Source organism: uncultured Campylobacter sp. (genome assembly GCF_905372745.1).
Lineage (GTDB): Bacteria > Campylobacterota > Campylobacteria > Campylobacterales > Campylobacteraceae > Campylobacter_A.
In genome coordinates this window covers 16,730-32,883 of sequence record NZ_CAJPQR010000002.1, presented here as the reverse complement: position 1 = coordinate 32,883, position 16,154 = coordinate 16,730, and the positions used below count along the sequence as shown (strand labels likewise).

Annotated in this window: 15 protein-coding genes and 1 pseudogene; 15 read left to right on the top strand and 1 reads right to left on the bottom strand. The window is 48.2% G+C overall.

Annotated elements, in window-relative coordinates:
* The first annotated feature begins 23 nt into the window (after window positions 1-23).
* The 9 genes and pseudogenes from ligA (at window position 24) to QZ157_RS00850 (ending at window position 8,212) form a co-directional block, all read left to right on the top strand.
* Window positions 24-1,967: an NAD-dependent DNA ligase LigA gene (gene ligA, locus QZ157_RS00890; RefSeq protein ID WP_295140582.1), complete on the top strand. Its 1,944-nt coding sequence runs from the start codon at window positions 24-26 to the stop codon at window positions 1,965-1,967.
* Window positions 1,957-2,079 (top strand): annotated as a pseudogene (locus QZ157_RS00885) (S4 domain-containing protein); the annotation flags it as partial. The gene ligA and the pseudogene QZ157_RS00885, both read left to right, overlap by 11 nt.
* Window positions 2,077-3,096, top strand: a complete 1,020-nt coding sequence (locus QZ157_RS00880; RefSeq protein WP_295140751.1) for an SAM-dependent methyltransferase — start codon at window positions 2,077-2,079, stop codon at window positions 3,094-3,096. The pseudogene QZ157_RS00885 and the gene QZ157_RS00880, both read left to right, overlap by 3 nt.
* The gene (locus QZ157_RS00875) at window positions 3,062-3,940 is read left to right on the top strand and encodes a bifunctional riboflavin kinase/FAD synthetase (RefSeq protein WP_295140579.1); all 879 of its coding nucleotides are present in this window, start codon (window positions 3,062-3,064) and stop codon (window positions 3,938-3,940) included. The genes QZ157_RS00880 and QZ157_RS00875 overlap by 35 nt, the downstream gene beginning before the upstream one ends.
* A complete protein-coding gene (gene cmoA, locus QZ157_RS00870; protein ID WP_295140576.1) occupies window positions 3,937-4,641 on the top strand; it encodes a carboxy-S-adenosyl-L-methionine synthase CmoA in 705 nt (234 codons plus the stop codon). The genes QZ157_RS00875 and cmoA overlap by 4 nt, the downstream gene beginning before the upstream one ends.
* Window positions 4,642-5,266: 625 nt before the next feature.
* A complete protein-coding gene (locus QZ157_RS00865) occupies window positions 5,267-6,340 on the top strand; it encodes a transglutaminase-like domain-containing protein (protein ID WP_295140574.1) in 1,074 nt (357 codons plus the stop codon).
* Window positions 6,337-6,666: a hypothetical protein gene (locus QZ157_RS00860; RefSeq protein ID WP_002946762.1), complete on the top strand. Its 330-nt coding sequence runs from the start codon at window positions 6,337-6,339 to the stop codon at window positions 6,664-6,666. Before QZ157_RS00865 ends, QZ157_RS00860 begins: the two co-directional genes overlap by 4 nt.
* Entirely contained in the window at window positions 6,659-6,919 is a 261-nt protein-coding gene (locus QZ157_RS00855) for a cation transporter (RefSeq protein ID WP_295140567.1), read from the top strand. Before QZ157_RS00860 ends, QZ157_RS00855 begins: the two co-directional genes overlap by 8 nt.
* A 15-nt stretch (window positions 6,920-6,934) precedes the next feature.
* Entirely contained in the window at window positions 6,935-8,212 is a 1,278-nt protein-coding gene (locus tag QZ157_RS00850) for a M20/M25/M40 family metallo-hydrolase (protein WP_295140564.1), read from the top strand.
* A 392-nt stretch (window positions 8,213-8,604) separates the two neighbouring features.
* Here the strand turns inward: QZ157_RS00850 and nth are convergent, their stop codons facing one another.
* Window positions 8,605-9,240, bottom strand: coding sequence for an endonuclease III (nth, locus tag QZ157_RS00845; RefSeq protein WP_295140561.1), 636 nt, complete (start codon window positions 9,238-9,240; stop codon window positions 8,605-8,607).
* Window positions 9,241-9,349: 109 nt separating this feature from the next.
* Here nth and QZ157_RS00840 point away from each other — a divergent pair, with 109 nt between their 5' ends.
* From QZ157_RS00840 to hisD, 6 genes are read left to right on the top strand one after another with little or no spacing between them, the layout of a single operon-like run.
* Window positions 9,350-10,162: a peptidyl-prolyl cis-trans isomerase gene (locus QZ157_RS00840; RefSeq protein ID WP_295140558.1), complete on the top strand. Its 813-nt coding sequence runs from the start codon at window positions 9,350-9,352 to the stop codon at window positions 10,160-10,162.
* 10 nt (window positions 10,163-10,172) lie between these two features.
* The gene (gene fbaA, locus QZ157_RS00835; RefSeq protein ID WP_295140555.1) at window positions 10,173-11,237 is read left to right on the top strand and encodes a class II fructose-bisphosphate aldolase; all 1,065 of its coding nucleotides are present in this window, start codon (window positions 10,173-10,175) and stop codon (window positions 11,235-11,237) included.
* Between the two features lie 8 nt (window positions 11,238-11,245).
* The gene (locus QZ157_RS00830; protein ID WP_295140552.1) at window positions 11,246-12,583 is read left to right on the top strand and encodes a MotA/TolQ/ExbB proton channel family protein; all 1,338 of its coding nucleotides are present in this window, start codon (window positions 11,246-11,248) and stop codon (window positions 12,581-12,583) included.
* Window positions 12,570-13,637, top strand: a complete 1,068-nt coding sequence (locus tag QZ157_RS00825) for an OmpA family protein (protein WP_295140549.1) — start codon at window positions 12,570-12,572, stop codon at window positions 13,635-13,637. The genes QZ157_RS00830 and QZ157_RS00825 overlap by 14 nt, the downstream gene beginning before the upstream one ends.
* Before the next feature lie 40 nt (window positions 13,638-13,677).
* A complete protein-coding gene (locus QZ157_RS00820) occupies window positions 13,678-14,679 on the top strand; it encodes a 1-aminocyclopropane-1-carboxylate deaminase (RefSeq protein WP_295140546.1) in 1,002 nt (333 codons plus the stop codon).
* Window positions 14,676-15,971 carry a histidinol dehydrogenase gene (gene hisD / locus QZ157_RS00815; protein WP_295140543.1) on the top strand — a complete coding sequence of 432 codons (1,296 nt, stop codon included), beginning with the start codon at window positions 14,676-14,678 and terminating at the stop codon, window positions 15,969-15,971. The genes QZ157_RS00820 and hisD overlap by 4 nt, the downstream gene beginning before the upstream one ends.
* Window positions 15,972-16,154 lie beyond the last annotated feature (183 nt).

The window sequence follows — 16,154 nt, the reverse complement described above, 5'->3', positions numbered from 1 at the left end:
ATATGCAAAATTCGGAGTAAAAAATGACGAAAAAAGAGTACGAAACCGCAGTCGATACGCTAAATGCGTGGGCGAAGGCCTACTACACCGACGATGCGCCCATAGCCACCGACGAGGAGTACGACGAGCTTTATCATAAGGTGCTGGAATTTGAGAGAGCAAATCCCGGCGATATCTCGATGTTTAGTCCGACAAAGCGCGTCGGCGGCGAGGTTAGCGAGGGCTTTATCAAAGCTCGTCACGGCGCGCGCATGTGGTCGATGGAGGATATTTTTAGTTTTGATGAGCTGCTAGCGTGGCTAAAGCGCGGCGACAAAGAGGGGCTGGAGTTTGCGCTTCAGCCTAAATTTGACGGCGCGAGCTTAAATTTACTCTACGAAAACGGCACTCTCGTGCGAGCTATCACGCGCGGCGACGGCATAACGGGCGAGGACGTTACGAGCAACGCCAAAGTCATCAAAAATATCCCGCTGCAAATCGCCTATAACGGTAGGATCGAGATCCGCGGCGAAGTCGTGATCGCTAAAAACGACTTTGACGAGATAAATTTCGCCCGCGCGCAAAAGGGCGAGCCTCAGCTATCAAATCCTAGAAATGCGGCCGCCGGTAGCTTGCGCCAGCTAGATAGCGCCGTGACGGCGTCGCGCAGACTGAGGTTTAAGCCTTGGGGCTACGGCGAGCAAAATTTGGGCCTTGAAACCTACTCGCAGATGATGGATTTTATATATTCGCAAGGCTTTGAGCGCGAGGAGTTTTTTAAAATTTGCCGCACTGCCGAGCAGATCGAGGATGCGTATAAGCAGCTCGTGGCGCAGCGAGATAGTAAGCCCTTTATGATGGACGGACTAGTCGTGCGCGTGCAGAGCATCGCGGCTAGCGAGGAGCTTGGCTACACGGAGAAATTTCCTAAATTTATGGTCGCGTATAAATTTCCCGCGATCGAAAAGACCACGCGGCTGCTTGACGTGGCGTTTCAGGTCGGGCGCAGCGGCGTCGTGACTCCTGTGGGCGTGCTTGAGCCTGTAAATATCGACGGCGCGATAATAAAGTCCGCTACGCTGCATAACTTCGACGAGATCGAGCGCTTAGGCGTGCAAAAGGGCGATTTTATCAGCATTATCCGCTCGGGCGACGTGATACCAAAGATCACGGGCGTTTTTAAACAGCGCAGAGACGGCTCGCAGACTCCGATAGAGAGGCCGCGCGAGTGCCCGGTATGCGGGTCGATGCTGCTAGACGAGGGCGTTTTTATTAAGTGTCAAAACCTCGAGTGCAAGGCGCGCGTGATAAATTCGCTCATACATTTTGCGAGCAAAAAGTGCCTAAATATCGACGGTCTGGGCGATGCGATCGTAAATCAGCTTTTTGAAGCGGGTTTGGTCGCCAAAATCGCCGACATTTACGAGCTTACGGCGCAGGATTTGGCGCGGCTAGAGGGCTTTAAGGATAAAAAGATCGCAAATCTGCTCGGTGCCATCGAGGCTAGCCGTACGCCCACTTTGCACAGCTTTATAGCGAGCCTGGGTATCGAGCACATCGGCGAGGTCGCTGCCAAAAAGATAGCGCAAATTTACCCGCAAAACTGGCGCGAGCTAAGCTTCGGCGAGATTGCCGCGATCGAGGGGTTCGGCGAGGCGATGGCGGAGAGTTACGCGGAGTTTATGCAGGTAAATAGGCAAAATTTGGACGAAATTTTACGTTTCGTTAGTCCGCAAGCGCAAATTTATGAGACAAAGCAAAGCGTGATAAGCGGCAAAACATTTGTGATAACGGGCACGCTTAGCAAAAGCAGGGATGAATTTAAGGCGGTTTTAGAGGCTAATGGTGCTAAAGTAAGCGGCTCGGTGAGTAAGAAAACGGACTTCGTCCTCTACGGCGAGGAGGCGGGCAGCAAGCTGGAGAAAGCGCGTGAGCTAGGCGTCAAGGCGATAACCGAAGACGAGCTAAGGCGGATGATTGAGATTTGATCTATTTACTGCGAGCCGCCTAAATATCAGCCGAAACAAAGCCGCCGAGCTCATAAAAAGCGGAAAAATTTTACTAAACGGAAAAATTTGCTCTAAGCCCAGCTTTGAGGTGGGCGAATTTGATAAATTTGACGGCTCGGACGGGCTAAATTTAAAGGCTTGCAAAAACGACGACAAAAAGAGTGCGGTAGCGGAAACTAAAAACTTACGCGAGGCAAATTTGACGGACACTGTCGAAACCGCATGTAAAAAGGCCTGTAACGGCAAACAAAATTTAAACTCAAACGGCGCAAAAATCGAGCTCGTCGGCGAAATTTACGTCGGACGCGGTGCGCTAAAGCTAAAAAGCTTTTTGGCGGCTTGTCCGCTAGAAGTCAAAGGCAAAAACGCCCTTGACGTGGGCTCAAGCACGGGCGGTTTTGTGCAGATTTTATTGCAAAACGGCGTAAAAAGCGTCACTGCGCTAGATGTGGGTAGCTCGCAGCTAGATGAGAGCCTGAGAGCCGATCCTCGCGTGAAAGTGGCTGAGAATACCGACGTGCGCGAGTTTGCGGCGGGGTGTCAAAACTCGGCCAAAGACGGTAAATTTAACGACGCAGAGCAAAATTTAAAAAACCAAATCGAGCCGAATTTTAATCCTGGCAAATCAAATTTTGCCGAGCGGGACGGATTTTTAAGCGAGCCCTGCGAGCCAGCTTTTTCGCCGTCAAATTTAACGAAGGCTGGAGCCAGGACGGACGAGTCAAATTTGACTGGCGTAGATTTCGCAGCAAAAAACCAAAACGCCAAATTTGACCCCCACGCCGCTAAAAACGCCACACGCAAATTTGATCTCATCACCTGCGACGTGAGCTTCATCTCGCTTAAAGAGATTTTGCCATCCATCGACGCGCTAGCTGGCAAAAACTGCGATATTATCCTGCTTTTTAAGCCGCAGTTTGAGGTCGGCAGGACGGCCAAGCGAAATAAAAAAGGCGTCGTAACGGACGCAAAAGCCGTGCGCGAGGCGAGGGCTAAATTTGATCTTGCGGCGGCAAATTTGGGCTGGATAATGCGCCAAACGCTCGAATGCGAGGTAAAAGGAAAGGAAGGAAATGCCGAATTTTTCTACGCTTTTAACAAAAGATAACATCACGGCCGTGGCGATCGGACACTTTGACGGCGTGCATCGCGGCCACAAGGAGCTTTTAAAGCGCCTTGGCGTTTACGGCGGGCTGGTCGTGATCGATAAAAACAAGGCCAACATCACGCCCGGCCTAAAGCGCGCCGAATACTCTCGCTATCCGTGTTTTTTGTATGATTTTGAGAGCATAAAAGGGCTTAGCGGCGAGGAGTTTATCGCGCTTTTGAAACGTGATTTTAAAAATCTGCAAAAAATCGTCGTCGGTTTTGATTTTAGATTCGGTCGCGGTAGAGCGTGGGATAAGTATGATTTAGCGCGCATTTTTGACGGCGAGGTAGAGATCGTGGACGAGTTTTGCTTTGAGGGTATGGGCGTGCACAGCTCGGCCATACGCGAGTACATCAAGCAAGGTGAGATCTACAAGGCAAACCGCCTGCTAGGGCGCGAATACTCGGTCGAAGGTCGCGTGATAAAGGGGCAAGGCATCGGGTCACGCGAGCTCGTGCCGACGTTAAATTTGGACATCAAAAGCTACCTTTTGCCGCGCGAGGGCGTCTATGCGACGAGGACCCGCATCGGATACAAGACCTACGGCTCGGTTACCTTTATCGGCAACCGCGTGAGTACGGACGGCAACTTTAGCGTCGAGACGCACGTGCTAAACGAAAATATCGAGGACGCTCGTGACGTCGCGGTTTGCTTTATCAAGCGACTGCGCGACAACCGAAAATTTGAAAGCCTAGAGGAGCTAAAGCGTCAAATTTACATCGACATCAAGCAGGCGATGGAGTTTGTCGGCGTGTGCGACCTTTATATCGCCGGCGCAAATGCTAAAAGGAGCGAGCCGTGAAGGACGAAATCTTTAAAGAGCCGATAAAAAAGCAGTTTGAATTTGACGCGAGCGTGGCGTCGGTGTTTGACGATATGATAGGGCGCTCGGTGCCGTATTATGCGGCTTCTCAAAAGCTGATCGCCGATTTTTTAGCGCAAATTTTACCGCAAGGCACAAGCGCGGTAGACCTTGGCTGCTCGACCGCCTCGACGCTGCTAGCTCTTTGGCGCAAAAGAAGCGATCTCGCGCTAAAAGGCGTGGATAATGCGCCTGCCATGCTGCAAAACGCGCGCGCCAAGATAGAGGCGTACGGCGCTAAGATCGAGCTTGAACTAGCGGACATTTTAGAGTGTGAATTTGACGCTCGCGATGCCGTTTTGATGAACTACACGCTACAGTTTATCCGCCCGCCCAGGCGCCAGGATTTCGTGGCTAAAATTTACCGCGCGTTAAATGACGGCGGCGTATTTGTTTTTAGCGAGAAGCTCATTTTTGAGGACAAGACGCTGAGCAAAAACATGATTGAAATCTACGAAAAATACAAGCTCGAACAAGGCTACTCGCGCTACGAAATCGCTCAAAAACGCGAGGCGCTGGAAAACGTGCTGATCCCTTACACTGAAGCGGAAAATAGAAATTTAGCGCTTAGTGCGGGGTTTAAAAACGTGGAATGCATATTTAGGTGGGCGAATTTTGCGACGTTTGTCGCTTTTAAATAATAAATTTAGTGGCTCGTCTCGCGAGCGCTTTTCCGAAATTTTGCAAAATTTTCGCTCCGCAGGCTACATGCCTAGCGCACGCTCAATTTTGCTTCAAAACTCGAAAAATTATCTTGCGGTACTTCGCCTTGACTTTTTACGTTCAAATCTAAAAACTTAAATTTAATCAAATTTGAAAATTCAGCCTCAAAATTTTATCCACCGATACCCGCGTCTTGAAAATGTCAAATTTACATTTTCGGCGCGATAGCGCCGGATCAAACTGCGCATAGCGCAGCAACATCTCACGTCGTAGGGGTTGGGGGATCGTTAAGGGGGAAGGGAGCTCTTTTGCTTCGGCTTTGCCTCGCAACTGCTAGCAGAGCGTAATTCAAGCCCCTTCCCCCTTAACAAAGAAGCAAGATGGTGCTAAATTTTGACTAAGCTAAAATTTAGCGTCTTAAAGTTGCAAGTCTTGGTGCGTAAAATTTAAAAATTTATCCAAATTTAACCAAGTCAAATTCTAAAATCGCAAGGCGCCCAAACGACTCGCGAAAATACCGCTGTTTAAAGCCAAATTTAGCCTTTCGTTAGTAAAATACCGCCCAAGAGTTGCGGGACAACTATTATTTATACAAGGCATTTCATGCAAAGACGCGATTTTTTAAGAAACACTGCGATTTTAGGCGCCGTTATGGCCACTCCGAGCACCGTTTTGGGCGAGGGCAAAGCTATGGGCAACAAGAGGGTTTTTGACGTAACTCTAAATCACGAAATTTTAGAGGCGGGCAAGAAAACCAGGCTATGGATACCGCTGCCGTTTGTTAGAGAGTATCAGAGCGTAAGCGACATCAAATTTGACGGTAATTTCGCCAATCCGTCGGTAAATTATGGCGCGATCCCGACGCTTTACGTGGACTACGCCGAGGTGGCAAAGCCGACGCTTAGCGTTAAATTTAGAGCCCAGACCTTCGAGCGAAACACCGACTTTAGTAAGGTTAAATTTAACCCGAACGAAAAGCTAAGCGCTGAAACGGAATTTTATCTAAAACCTACTCAGCACATCCCAAATGACGGCATCGTAAAGCAAAAAGCGGGGGAGATCACTAAAGGCATAAAAGGTGATCTGGAGCGCGCAAAAGCGATCTACACGTGGGTGGCAAACACCATGCAGCGCGATAACACCGTCCTAGGCTGCGGCACGGGCGACGTAAAAGCGATACTTGAAAGCGGCAAGCTGGTGGGCAAATGCACCGATATAAACTCCGTATTCGTGGGGCTTTGCAGAGCCGTAGGTATCCCTGCGCGCGAGATTTTTGGTATCAGAGTAGGGCAGAGCAGATTTTCAAACGAGATGGGAAAGGCCGATGAAAAGGGCCTCGCAGCGATCTCTGGCGGTCAGCACTGTAGGGCTGAATTTTATCTAAAAGGACACGGCTGGATCCCGGTCGATCCTGCGGACGTTGCAAAGGTGCGCCTAGGCGAGAAGCTAAGCAACGACGACAGCAAGCTCGCCAAAGTCCGCGAGTTTTTATTCGGCAACTGGGAGATGTGCTGGATCGGCTTTAACGACGCGCGCGACTTCGTCCTATCGCCGAAGCCTGCGGAATTTCCGCTAAATAACTTCGGCTATCCTTACGGCGAAGTGGACGACAACGTGCTAAATTACTATTCGCCGAAAGAATTTAGCTACGACTACAAGTCGCAAGAGCTCAAATGAAGGGCTTTTGGCTAGCTTTGGCGTCGGTTGCGAGCGCGCTAGCGGCGACTCTTTGCTGCCTGCCCGCGCTTTTGTTTTTGATTTTCGGTGCCTCGTTTAGCCTGCTTAGCTCGGAAGCGATAGAGAGCTTAACCGAGCTGAGACCCTATTTTACAGCACTTGCCGCGATCTGCTTTGCGGCGAGCGCATTTTATTTTTTCAAAAAACCAAAATCCTGCGATCTTGCAAATCGCCGCAAAAAGTGGATTTTCATCTACGTTTTTTTAGCTGTTTTTGTGATTATTCTGCTATCATACCCCGAAGTTTTAGGAAAAATTTATGAATAAAATTCTATCTATTTTACTGCTTGCAAGCGTGGCGTTTGCAAATCAAAATTTTGTTATCAAAGTCGAGGGGATGCACTGTCCGCTGTGTACGGCGATGGTGCGAAAAGCCCTGCTGAAGGTAGATGGCGTCATCAGCGCCAAGGCTAGCCTGCACGACAAAACCGCCCGCGTCGAGACGAAAGACGGCGTGAGCGAGAAACAGCTGCTAGATGCGGTGGCGACGACGGGCTACACGGGCGAGATAGTTAAGTAAATTTAAGGAGCAAACATGCAAAAAAACGAGGTTATGAATGATTTTAAAAAGCTGTGCGAGATACCGCACTGTAGCTGCGAAACGGAGCAGATGAGGGAGTTTTTGGCGGATTTTGCGCGCTCTCAGGGCTTTAGCGTGAACGTCGATCAGGCGGGCAACATCCACGCCGTAAAGGGCGAGCCTAAAATTTGCCTGCAAAGCCACTACGACATGGTTTGCGTGGGTGCGGCGCCCAATTTGGAACTCATCGAAGAGAACGGCATACTAAGGGCGAAAAACTCGACTCTGGGCGCTGACGACGGCATCGGCGTGGCGATGATGATGGGCGCGATGCGGGAGTTTGCGAACTTAGAGTGCCTATTCACCAACGACGAAGAGGTCGGGCTCGTGGGCGCAAACGCCTTTAAGGGAAAAATTTTATCGCCAAATTTGCTAAATTTAGACAGCGAAGAGGATGACCGCGTGACGCTGGGATGCGCCGGCGGCATAAACGTAAGCGCGAAAATCGGCGCCGCGAGCGTCAAAAAGAGCGGTAAAATTTACGAGATCGGCGTCACCGGGCTTAGCGGCGGACACTCTGGCAACGAGATACACAAAAATATCCCAAATGCGACGAAGCTGCTAGCGAAATTTCTCGCCGAGGAGGGCTGCGAGCTCATCAGCCTAGATTTTGGCGAAAGGAGCAACTCGATCCCCGCAAACGCCGTGTGTAAGGCGCTGTGCGCGCATGAGCCGGCGCAGCGCGGCCTGGCGTGGGTAAAGAGCCTGGGCGAGGGCGAAGCGGACGTGCTGGTAAATAGCGGTAAAATTTTGGCGCTAATTAACTCCTTCGCCCAGGGCGTGCGCAGCTACGACACGCAGCTTGGCATGGTGAATGAAAGCATAAATCTCTCGACCGTCAAGCAAAAGGGCGATGTGATCGAGTTTGACTTTTTCGCGCGCGCGATGAAGCGAGAGGGGCTCGAAAATCTTGGCTTTGAGACCGCTACGCTAGCTAGCGAGCTGGGTTTTGAGGTTAAAGTAACCGACCGCTCGGCGAACTGGGCGCCGCACGTCAGCGACTTCGCGCATCTCGTGCTTGAAGAACTGCAAAAACAAAAGCCGCAGGCTAAATTTGCCGCCGTGCACGCAGGCCTTGAGTGCGGCGTACTGGTCGCAAAACAGCCCGAGTTACAGGCCTGCTCCATAGGCCCAAACATCCACTCGCCTCACTCGGTGAATGAGCACTGCGAGATAGCGTCGGTGGAAATGATGGCGGAAGTCGTAAGAAATATCATTGCCAGGCTTCAGTAGTTTGGAAAGGCTTGTCTCTTGCACGCCTTTAAATGAGCTAGAAATTTTCTCCCTCGATGAACTATATGTTCTATCTTCGGTCGAAAATTTCGTCGCAACATTTAAATTCATCGCAAGATACTTCGCCTCGTCGTTTCTAATCCAAATTTGAGGCCAACTTTTACCAAATTTGTAAATTCGGCTTCAAATTTTCCTCGCCGAGACCCGTACCCTGAAAACGCAAATTTGACTCTATTAAAATTTTAAGTGTGTGACGCTTGCCTTTGTGTCAAAGATATGTTGTTACCTTAACGTCTTATGTGATAGGCGGTGTTAAAAAGCTCTTTTGCTTCGCTATTTTAAAACATCAAATTTAACCCGTAAAATTTAGTTCCGCGTTTACAGGCTTAAATTTACGGAAAATTCTTATCCTTACTGCTGCACAGCTCGTTTAAAAAGCACTCCTTGCAGTTTGGCTTTATCGCCTTACAGGTGTAGCGGCCAAAAAGCACCATTGCTTGATGAAGCGTGTTTAGCTCGGTTTTAAAGGCTTTAGTTAGATCAAGCTCGACTGCTTCGGGCGTCTTGCCCCTGCTAAGGCCAAGCCTATGCGCCACGCGAAAAACGTGCGTATCTACCGCCATCAAATTTGATCCAAAATGCTCGATCAGCACGACGTGAGCGGTCTTTTGTCCGACTCCGGCTAGGCTCATCAGCTCTTTTTCGGTTGTCGGTATCTCGCCGCCAAATTCGCTCATCACGCTCTTTGCCATTTTGATCAAATTTTGGGCCTTGTTGTTAAAAAAGCTACAGGAGCTGATGAGCGCTTTTACGCTGGCTAGATTTGCATGCGCTAGGCTCGCGACGTCCGGGTATGCCTCAAAAAGCGAGGGCGTGATCAAATTCACGCGTTTATCGGTGCACTGCGCGCTTAACATCACGCACACGAGCAGCTCGTAGAGGTTGCGAAATTTAAGCTCACTGCCGGCGTCTTTAAAATTTTCTAAAAATAAATCTTTGATAGCGTTTATATCTTTTTTCGTTCTCATAGCGCTGATTTTAGCCGTTTTTATTTAAATTTTCGATGAATTATAACTTATATTTAATGACTTTCCTGCTATAATTACCCTCGCAAAAATCTAAATTTAAGGAACAAAGATGAATAAAATTTTATTCGCATCTCTTAGTTTGGCTGCGGCTTTAAGCCTAAACGCGGCGGAGTACGCCACCGTAAACGGTTCTAGCATAACCGATAAGGACGTGGCTTTCACGCTTGCTGCAATGCCTGGCGTTACTCTTGAGCAACTACCTAAAGACACGCAAAGAAAGGTTATCGACGAAACAATCAACAGAAAACTGCTTCTAGACGAGGCTAAAAAGAGCGGACTAGATAAGACCGACGAATACAAAGCCGCTCTTGAAGAGCTAAAAAACAATCTTGCGCTTGATCTTTGGATGAAGAGAATTTTCGACAATATAAAAGTAAGCGATAGCGAAATTAGCGACTTTTATAATAAAAACAAAGCCGAATTTGCCGTACCTGCGCAAGTAAGAGCTAAGCACATCCTAGTCGCTACCGAAAAAGAGGCAAACGATATAATAGCCGCGCTAAAAGGACTAAAAGACGATGCGCTGGTTAAAAAATTCGAAGAGCTAGCTAAATCTAAATCTACAGACCAAGGTTCAGCCGTAAATGGCGGTGAGCTAGGCTGGTTTGGTCAATCTCAGATGGTAAAACCTTTTGCGGATGCTGCATTTGCGCTTAAAAAAGGCGAAGTAACTCAAAAACCTGTTAAATCGAATTTCGGCTACCACGTAATCCTAAAAGAGGATAGCAAGGCTGCCGGTACCGTAAGTCTAAACGAGGTAAAACCTCAGATCGAAGGCAGCATAAAGATGGAGAAATTTAGAAACGATATCAAAAAAAGAGGCGACGAGCTTCGCGCTAAAGCTAAAGTAGAATATAAATAAGGTCGGTAAAATGGGTGTTTTAGACGTAGTAAAAGCCGGCGTTTTAAGCGGCGATGACGTAACTAGGCTGTATAAATACGCAAAAGAGCAGGGTTTTGCCTTGCCTGCGGTAAACGTGGTCGGAAGCAACTCGGTAAATGCCGTTTTAGAGGCGGCAAAAACGGCTAACTCACCCGTTATTATCCAGTTTAGTAATGGCGGAGCCGGCTTTTACGCCGGCAAAGCTTGCGGAAATGCCGACGTACTAGGTGCGGTAGCGGGCGCGCAGCACGTGCACCTGCTAGCTAAGGCTTACGGCGTGCCCGTGATCCTACACACCGATCACGCAGCTAGAAAGCTACTGCCTTGGATCGACGAGCTGGTTAAATTTAGCCGCGAATACAAAAAAGCTCACGGCGTGCCGCTTTTTAGTTCGCATATGCTTGATCTTAGCGAGGAGAGCTTGGAGGAAAATTTAAGCACTTGCGAGAAGTATCTAAAAGAGCTTAGCGAGCTTGGCACCAGCCTAGAAATCGAGCTTGGCGTAACCGGCGGCGAAGAGGACGGCGTGGATAACACGGGTGTTGATAATGCGCTTTTATATACACAACCGGAAGACGTCGCGCGGGCATACGAGAGGCTAAGTAAAATCAGCGATAGATTTAGCATAGCGGCAAGCTTCGGTAACGTCCACGGCGTGTATAAGCCTGGCAACGTTGTGCTTCGACCGGAAATTTTGAAAAACTCGCAAGCATACGTTGCGGATAAATTTCAAACACTAACCGATAAACCCGTAAATTTCGTATTTCACGGCGGTAGCGGTAGCGAGCTAAAGGATATCAAAGACGCCGTTAGCTACGGCGTGGTAAAGATGAATATCGACACGGATACGCAGTGGGCGTTTTGGGACGGCGTACGCGGCTACGAGGCGAAAAATCGCGCTTATTTGCAAGGTCAGATCGGCAACCCCGAAGGCGAAGATAAGCCTAACAAAAAATACTACGATCCGCGTAAATTTTTGCGCGCCGGCGAGGAGTCGATGGTAAAGCGCCTACTAACGGCGTTTGAGGACTTAAACTGCTTAAATAGAAATTAAGGCTTACGATGGAACCCAAGAAAGAAGCAAAGAACGATAGTTTTACCGATTTGACGCTGCCTGAAGTAAAGGGCAGGCAGTCGTTTTTCGTGTATGCGAAAATTATATTTTTGCCGACGGCGATATATCTGGCGGCGCTTCTTGGATATTTTGGGTATATAGATTTTCAAATCGGCCTACATACAGTCGTTATGATGGGTATTATCTGGGTGATTTCGCTAATCTTTGCTAAAAATAGCGCCGAGCTTGCTTGTTGCTATTTCGAGCAAAGCGGGGCTGATTTTAAGCGAAATTTAAAAGAATACATCATCAAACACCTTTTGGTTATCGGTAAAGATACGAAATCAAACGCCGGATTTGATGAATTTGTCACTTATTACACCAGAAATTTGCGTAATGAAAATTTTGCTTCCGTGGGTGCCGGTATCTTCCCGATGCTAGGCATCTTAGGAACGTTTATCAGTATCGCTGTTTCTATGCCGGAGTTTAACTCCTCAAATACAACTGAACTCGAAACTGAAATTTCAACCCTTCTTAGCGGCGTAGCGACTGCATTTTACGTCTCTATCTACGGTATCTTTCTGGCGCTTTGGTGGATATTTTTTGAAAAATACGGAACGAGTAAATTTGAAACGCTGGTACGAAGGCAAAAAAATGCTACGAGCGGCTTTTTCTGGACTAAAGAAGAGCTTGATAGAAGATATTTGCAAGAGAATTTAAGACACTTCGAGAAGATCGGAGTGATATTTGAGCACGTTAGTAACGCCGAGTTTTTCGAGGAACTCGACAAAACTATCGAGGCTAAATTTAAAACTTTTACAAATATCTTAAAAAATGAGGAAGAAGCCGTTAAACTAAGCGGCGGACACATCAAAGAGACGATGAATACGCTGCTAAGATCCTCAAAAGATCAAAAAGACCTCATCAAGGTTCATGCCGAAATCTTAAACGTTATCAACAAATTTAACGGCAACATCAAAGATATGCAGTTAAAATTTGCCGAGCAGTACAACAGGTTATACGACGTGGGCGGCGAGCGTATCGCAAGGCTTGAAAAGAGCGTGGGCGAACTAGAGCATAATGTTAGAAATTTTAGCGAGTCTCTTTCTAAATTTAGCAGCGAAATCTTAGAAAAACAAAAACTAGCTATGGACGGCTTTAAAGAGAGCTTGATCGATGGAGTGCAGGCGTTTAAAAAGGCCTTTGACGACGAAGCTATCGTAGCTTACGACGATAATAGCGCGCTTATTGAAGGGCTAAAACAAGACATAGACGAGCTTGATAAAGAGGCAAACGAGATCTTGCAAACCATCGAAAAGGCGAGTATGCTAGATGAAAACGCGTAACGAGGGCAAAAGCGACGACCAGACCTTTTGGATATCGTATGCGGACCTGATGGCTGGGCTGATGTTTGTTTTTATGCTTATCATCGGCGCCGTCGTCGTAAAATACGTCCTTAGCCAAAGCGATCTGGCAAAACTACAAAAAGACTTAAGCGAGCGTGAAAAGCAAATCGCCTCATCACAAAGCGAGCTCGTCCGTAAAGAAAACGTCATAAAAGAAATTTTTTCAAATTTGGACCGCGCAAAGAGCGAAAATAAAGAGCTTGCCGATATAAATAGGCTCGTAAACGAGATGCTTGAAGGCGTTAAAAAAGAGAAAAACGAACTCACGAATCTAACCCAAACCTACGAAATAAATCTAAACGATGCAAACAAGACTATCACTGATTTGCAAGATAGAGTGGTGCAGCTTGGGCAAATTTTAGCGCAAAAAGACGAGGCACTAAATGAACTAAACGCAAAATACGGCGATGAAATATCAAAATTTATCGCGCTGGAAGAGGATTTTAACAAAACAAAAGACAAGATAAGAGACATCAGCTCGCTTCGCTCAAACGTCATATCAAATTTACGCACCAAGCTCGGAAATAAGGTGAGTATAGATCCTAGCACGGGCGTCGTATCGCTGCCTGAGTCTATACTTTTTGACACGGGTTCATACGAGCTAAGAGACGAAGCAAAAGCGCGCCTAAAAGAAATTTTGCAGACTTATTTCGAAGCGATTTTAAATAACGAAGAGATCGCAAAACACATCGACAGAATCGTGATCGAGGGACATACGAACTCCGTAGGTAGCTACATGTACAACCTTGATCTGTCGCAAAAGCGCGCGTATTCGGTGTTAGATTTTATCTACTCGTGGAACAAAGACAAGCGCCTAGAGCGCTATCTCATCGCTAGCGGGCGTAGTTTTAGCGATCTGGTGATGAAAAACGGCAAAGAAGACCCCGATGCCTCAAGGCGCATCGAGATCAAATTTTCGATCTCGGATAAAGAGTCGATAAAAGAGATGCAAGATCTCTTGGAGCGGCAAAATCAAAAGTATTCAAAAGACTAAATTTAACGGACTCGAGTTTTACGTACTTCGCGACGATCTGATGGACGGCGAATTTAACGGCAATAAAGCTAGAAAGCTGGAGTATTTCTTGCATGTCGGTCTAGGCGGCGTAAAGCGCGTCGTTAGCTACGGCTCAAGCCAGTCAAACGCGATGTATAGCTTAAGCGTTTTTGCAAAGATAAAGGGCCTTGAGTTTCACTACGTCGTTTCAAATTTAAACTCAAATTTGGCGGCAAATCCGATCGGAAATTTTAAATTCGCCCTTGAAAACGGGATGAAAATATATGTAGATAAAGATAGACGGGCGCGAGCTAGGGCTTTAGCTTATGAGCTTGCCGGGGTAAAAGAGAGCGAGATTTGCGGCGTTGAGACTGCAAATTTGACGGACAATCGCAGCGAGAGCGGGTTAAATTTAAAAAACGCCGGCGGGTTAAATTTGAGCAAATTTGACGAACAAACGGAGTTCGCGGGCGTAAATTTGAGCGAATACATAAGCCACAAAAGCTCAAATTTACCCGCCGCGCAGGATTGCTTCATCGGCGATTCGCTTTTTATAAACGAGGGCGTTTGGCAACCGCAGGCAGAGGCGGGCTTTATCTCGCAGGCTAGGCAGATAGAGCGCTGGGCGGATGCGGAGGGTAAAATCGTGGATATATTTTTGCCCTCAGGTACCGGCACGTCGGCGGCGTTTTTGGCTAAGCACGTTAAATTTGACGTCTATACCTGTCCTTGCGTGGGCGACGCGGACTACCTAAAAAGCGAGATCGAAGCGCTTACGCCAAACTCGAAGGCTCGTATTTTACAGCCGCCTAAGAAATATCATTTCGGTGATCTAAAGCCCGAGCTTTATCAAATTTGGCGCGAAGTATGCGAGCAAACGGGGATAGAATTTGAGCTTATTTACGATCCGGTCGGCTTTTTAACGACGATGGCAAACCTTGGCGCGTTTAAAAACGAGATTTTATACATCCACCAAGGCGGCGCGCTCGGAAATATCAGTCAAAAACTAAGATACGAAAGAAAATTTAAGGAGACGAGATGAAGTTTTTACTCACTAGCAATGAAAATTTTAAGGACTATTTCGCGGCTTTGGTAAACCGCTCAAACGGCGATATGAGCGCAGTTATGCCCGCCGTTTCGCAGATACTTGAGGATGTGCGCGCTAGAGGCGACGAGGCGCTCTTTGAGCAGATAGAGAAATTTGACCGCTGGAAACCCGACGTAAATACCCTAAAAATCGGCACCGACGAGATGCAAAAGGCATACGACGGCATAGATAGCTGCCTGCGAAACGCGCTAAATTTAGCCTTTGAGCGCATCAAAAGCTACCACGAAAAAAGTCTGCCTAAAACCTGGATGGAGCACGACGAGCACGGCGTTTTGCTAGGTGCTAAATACACTCCGCTAGACCGCGCCGGACTATATATCCCCGGAGGCAAGGCCGCCTATCCTAGCTCGCTTCTCATGAACGCCGTGCCGGCTCTGGTCGCGGGCGTTGGCGAGATAGTAGTCTGCACGCCTGCCGTCGGAGGCAAGGTAAACGCGCTACTGCTAGCCGCCATGCACGTTTGCGGTATAAAGGAAGCCTATAAAGTCGGCGGTGCGTCGGCGGTAGCGGCGATGGCCTACGGCACGCAAACGATCAAAAAAACCGACGTCATCACGGGTCCCGGCAACATATACGTCGCTACGGCTAAAAAGCTCGTCTACGGCGAAGTAAATATCGATATGATCGCGGGCCCTAGCGAGATCTGCGTTATCGCCGACGAGAGCGCCGACCCTCGCCATATCGCCGTGGATCTACTCTCGCAGGCCGAGCATGACGAGATGGCTAGCGCCGTGCTCATCACGCCAAATCAAGCCTTCGGCGCGGCGGTGCAAAGGCATATCAACGAGGAGATCAAGACTCTAGCCAGGCAGCCGATCGCGCAGGTTAGTATCGATAAAAAGGGCGCTATCATCGTAGCTAGCGACCTTGATGAGTGCGTGAGGCTGGCTAACGAGCTAGCGCCCGAGCACCTAGAGATCGCCACAAATGACGCGATGGAGCTAGCTAGGCAGATCAGGCACGCTGGAGCGATATTTATCGGGCACTTCACGCCTGAAGCGATGGGCGACTATCTAGCCGGGCCCAATCATACGCTGCCCACGGGCGGTAGCGCTAGATTTTATTCGCCGCTAGGGGTTGAAAATTTTATGAAGCGTACTTCGCTCATCTCGCTAAACGCAAAAGGCATAAGCGAGCTAGCAAATGCGTGCATGAAGCTAGCCGATGCCGAGGGGCTGGGGGCGCATAAGCGTTCGGTCGCGGTTAGGCTCGAGGCTTTGAAATAGCGGCTTGATTTTTTGGCACTTTTAAATGATTTTACAAATTTCGCCCGTCGATGGACTTTGCGTCCTATCTTAGGATGAAATTTGATAAAAAACATTTAAATTTGCTCAAAACTCTTTGCCGCGAGTTTGGGGTGCGAAATTTGAGCTAAATCAGCGCAGTTTATAAAAATGTGCAGCGGCGCA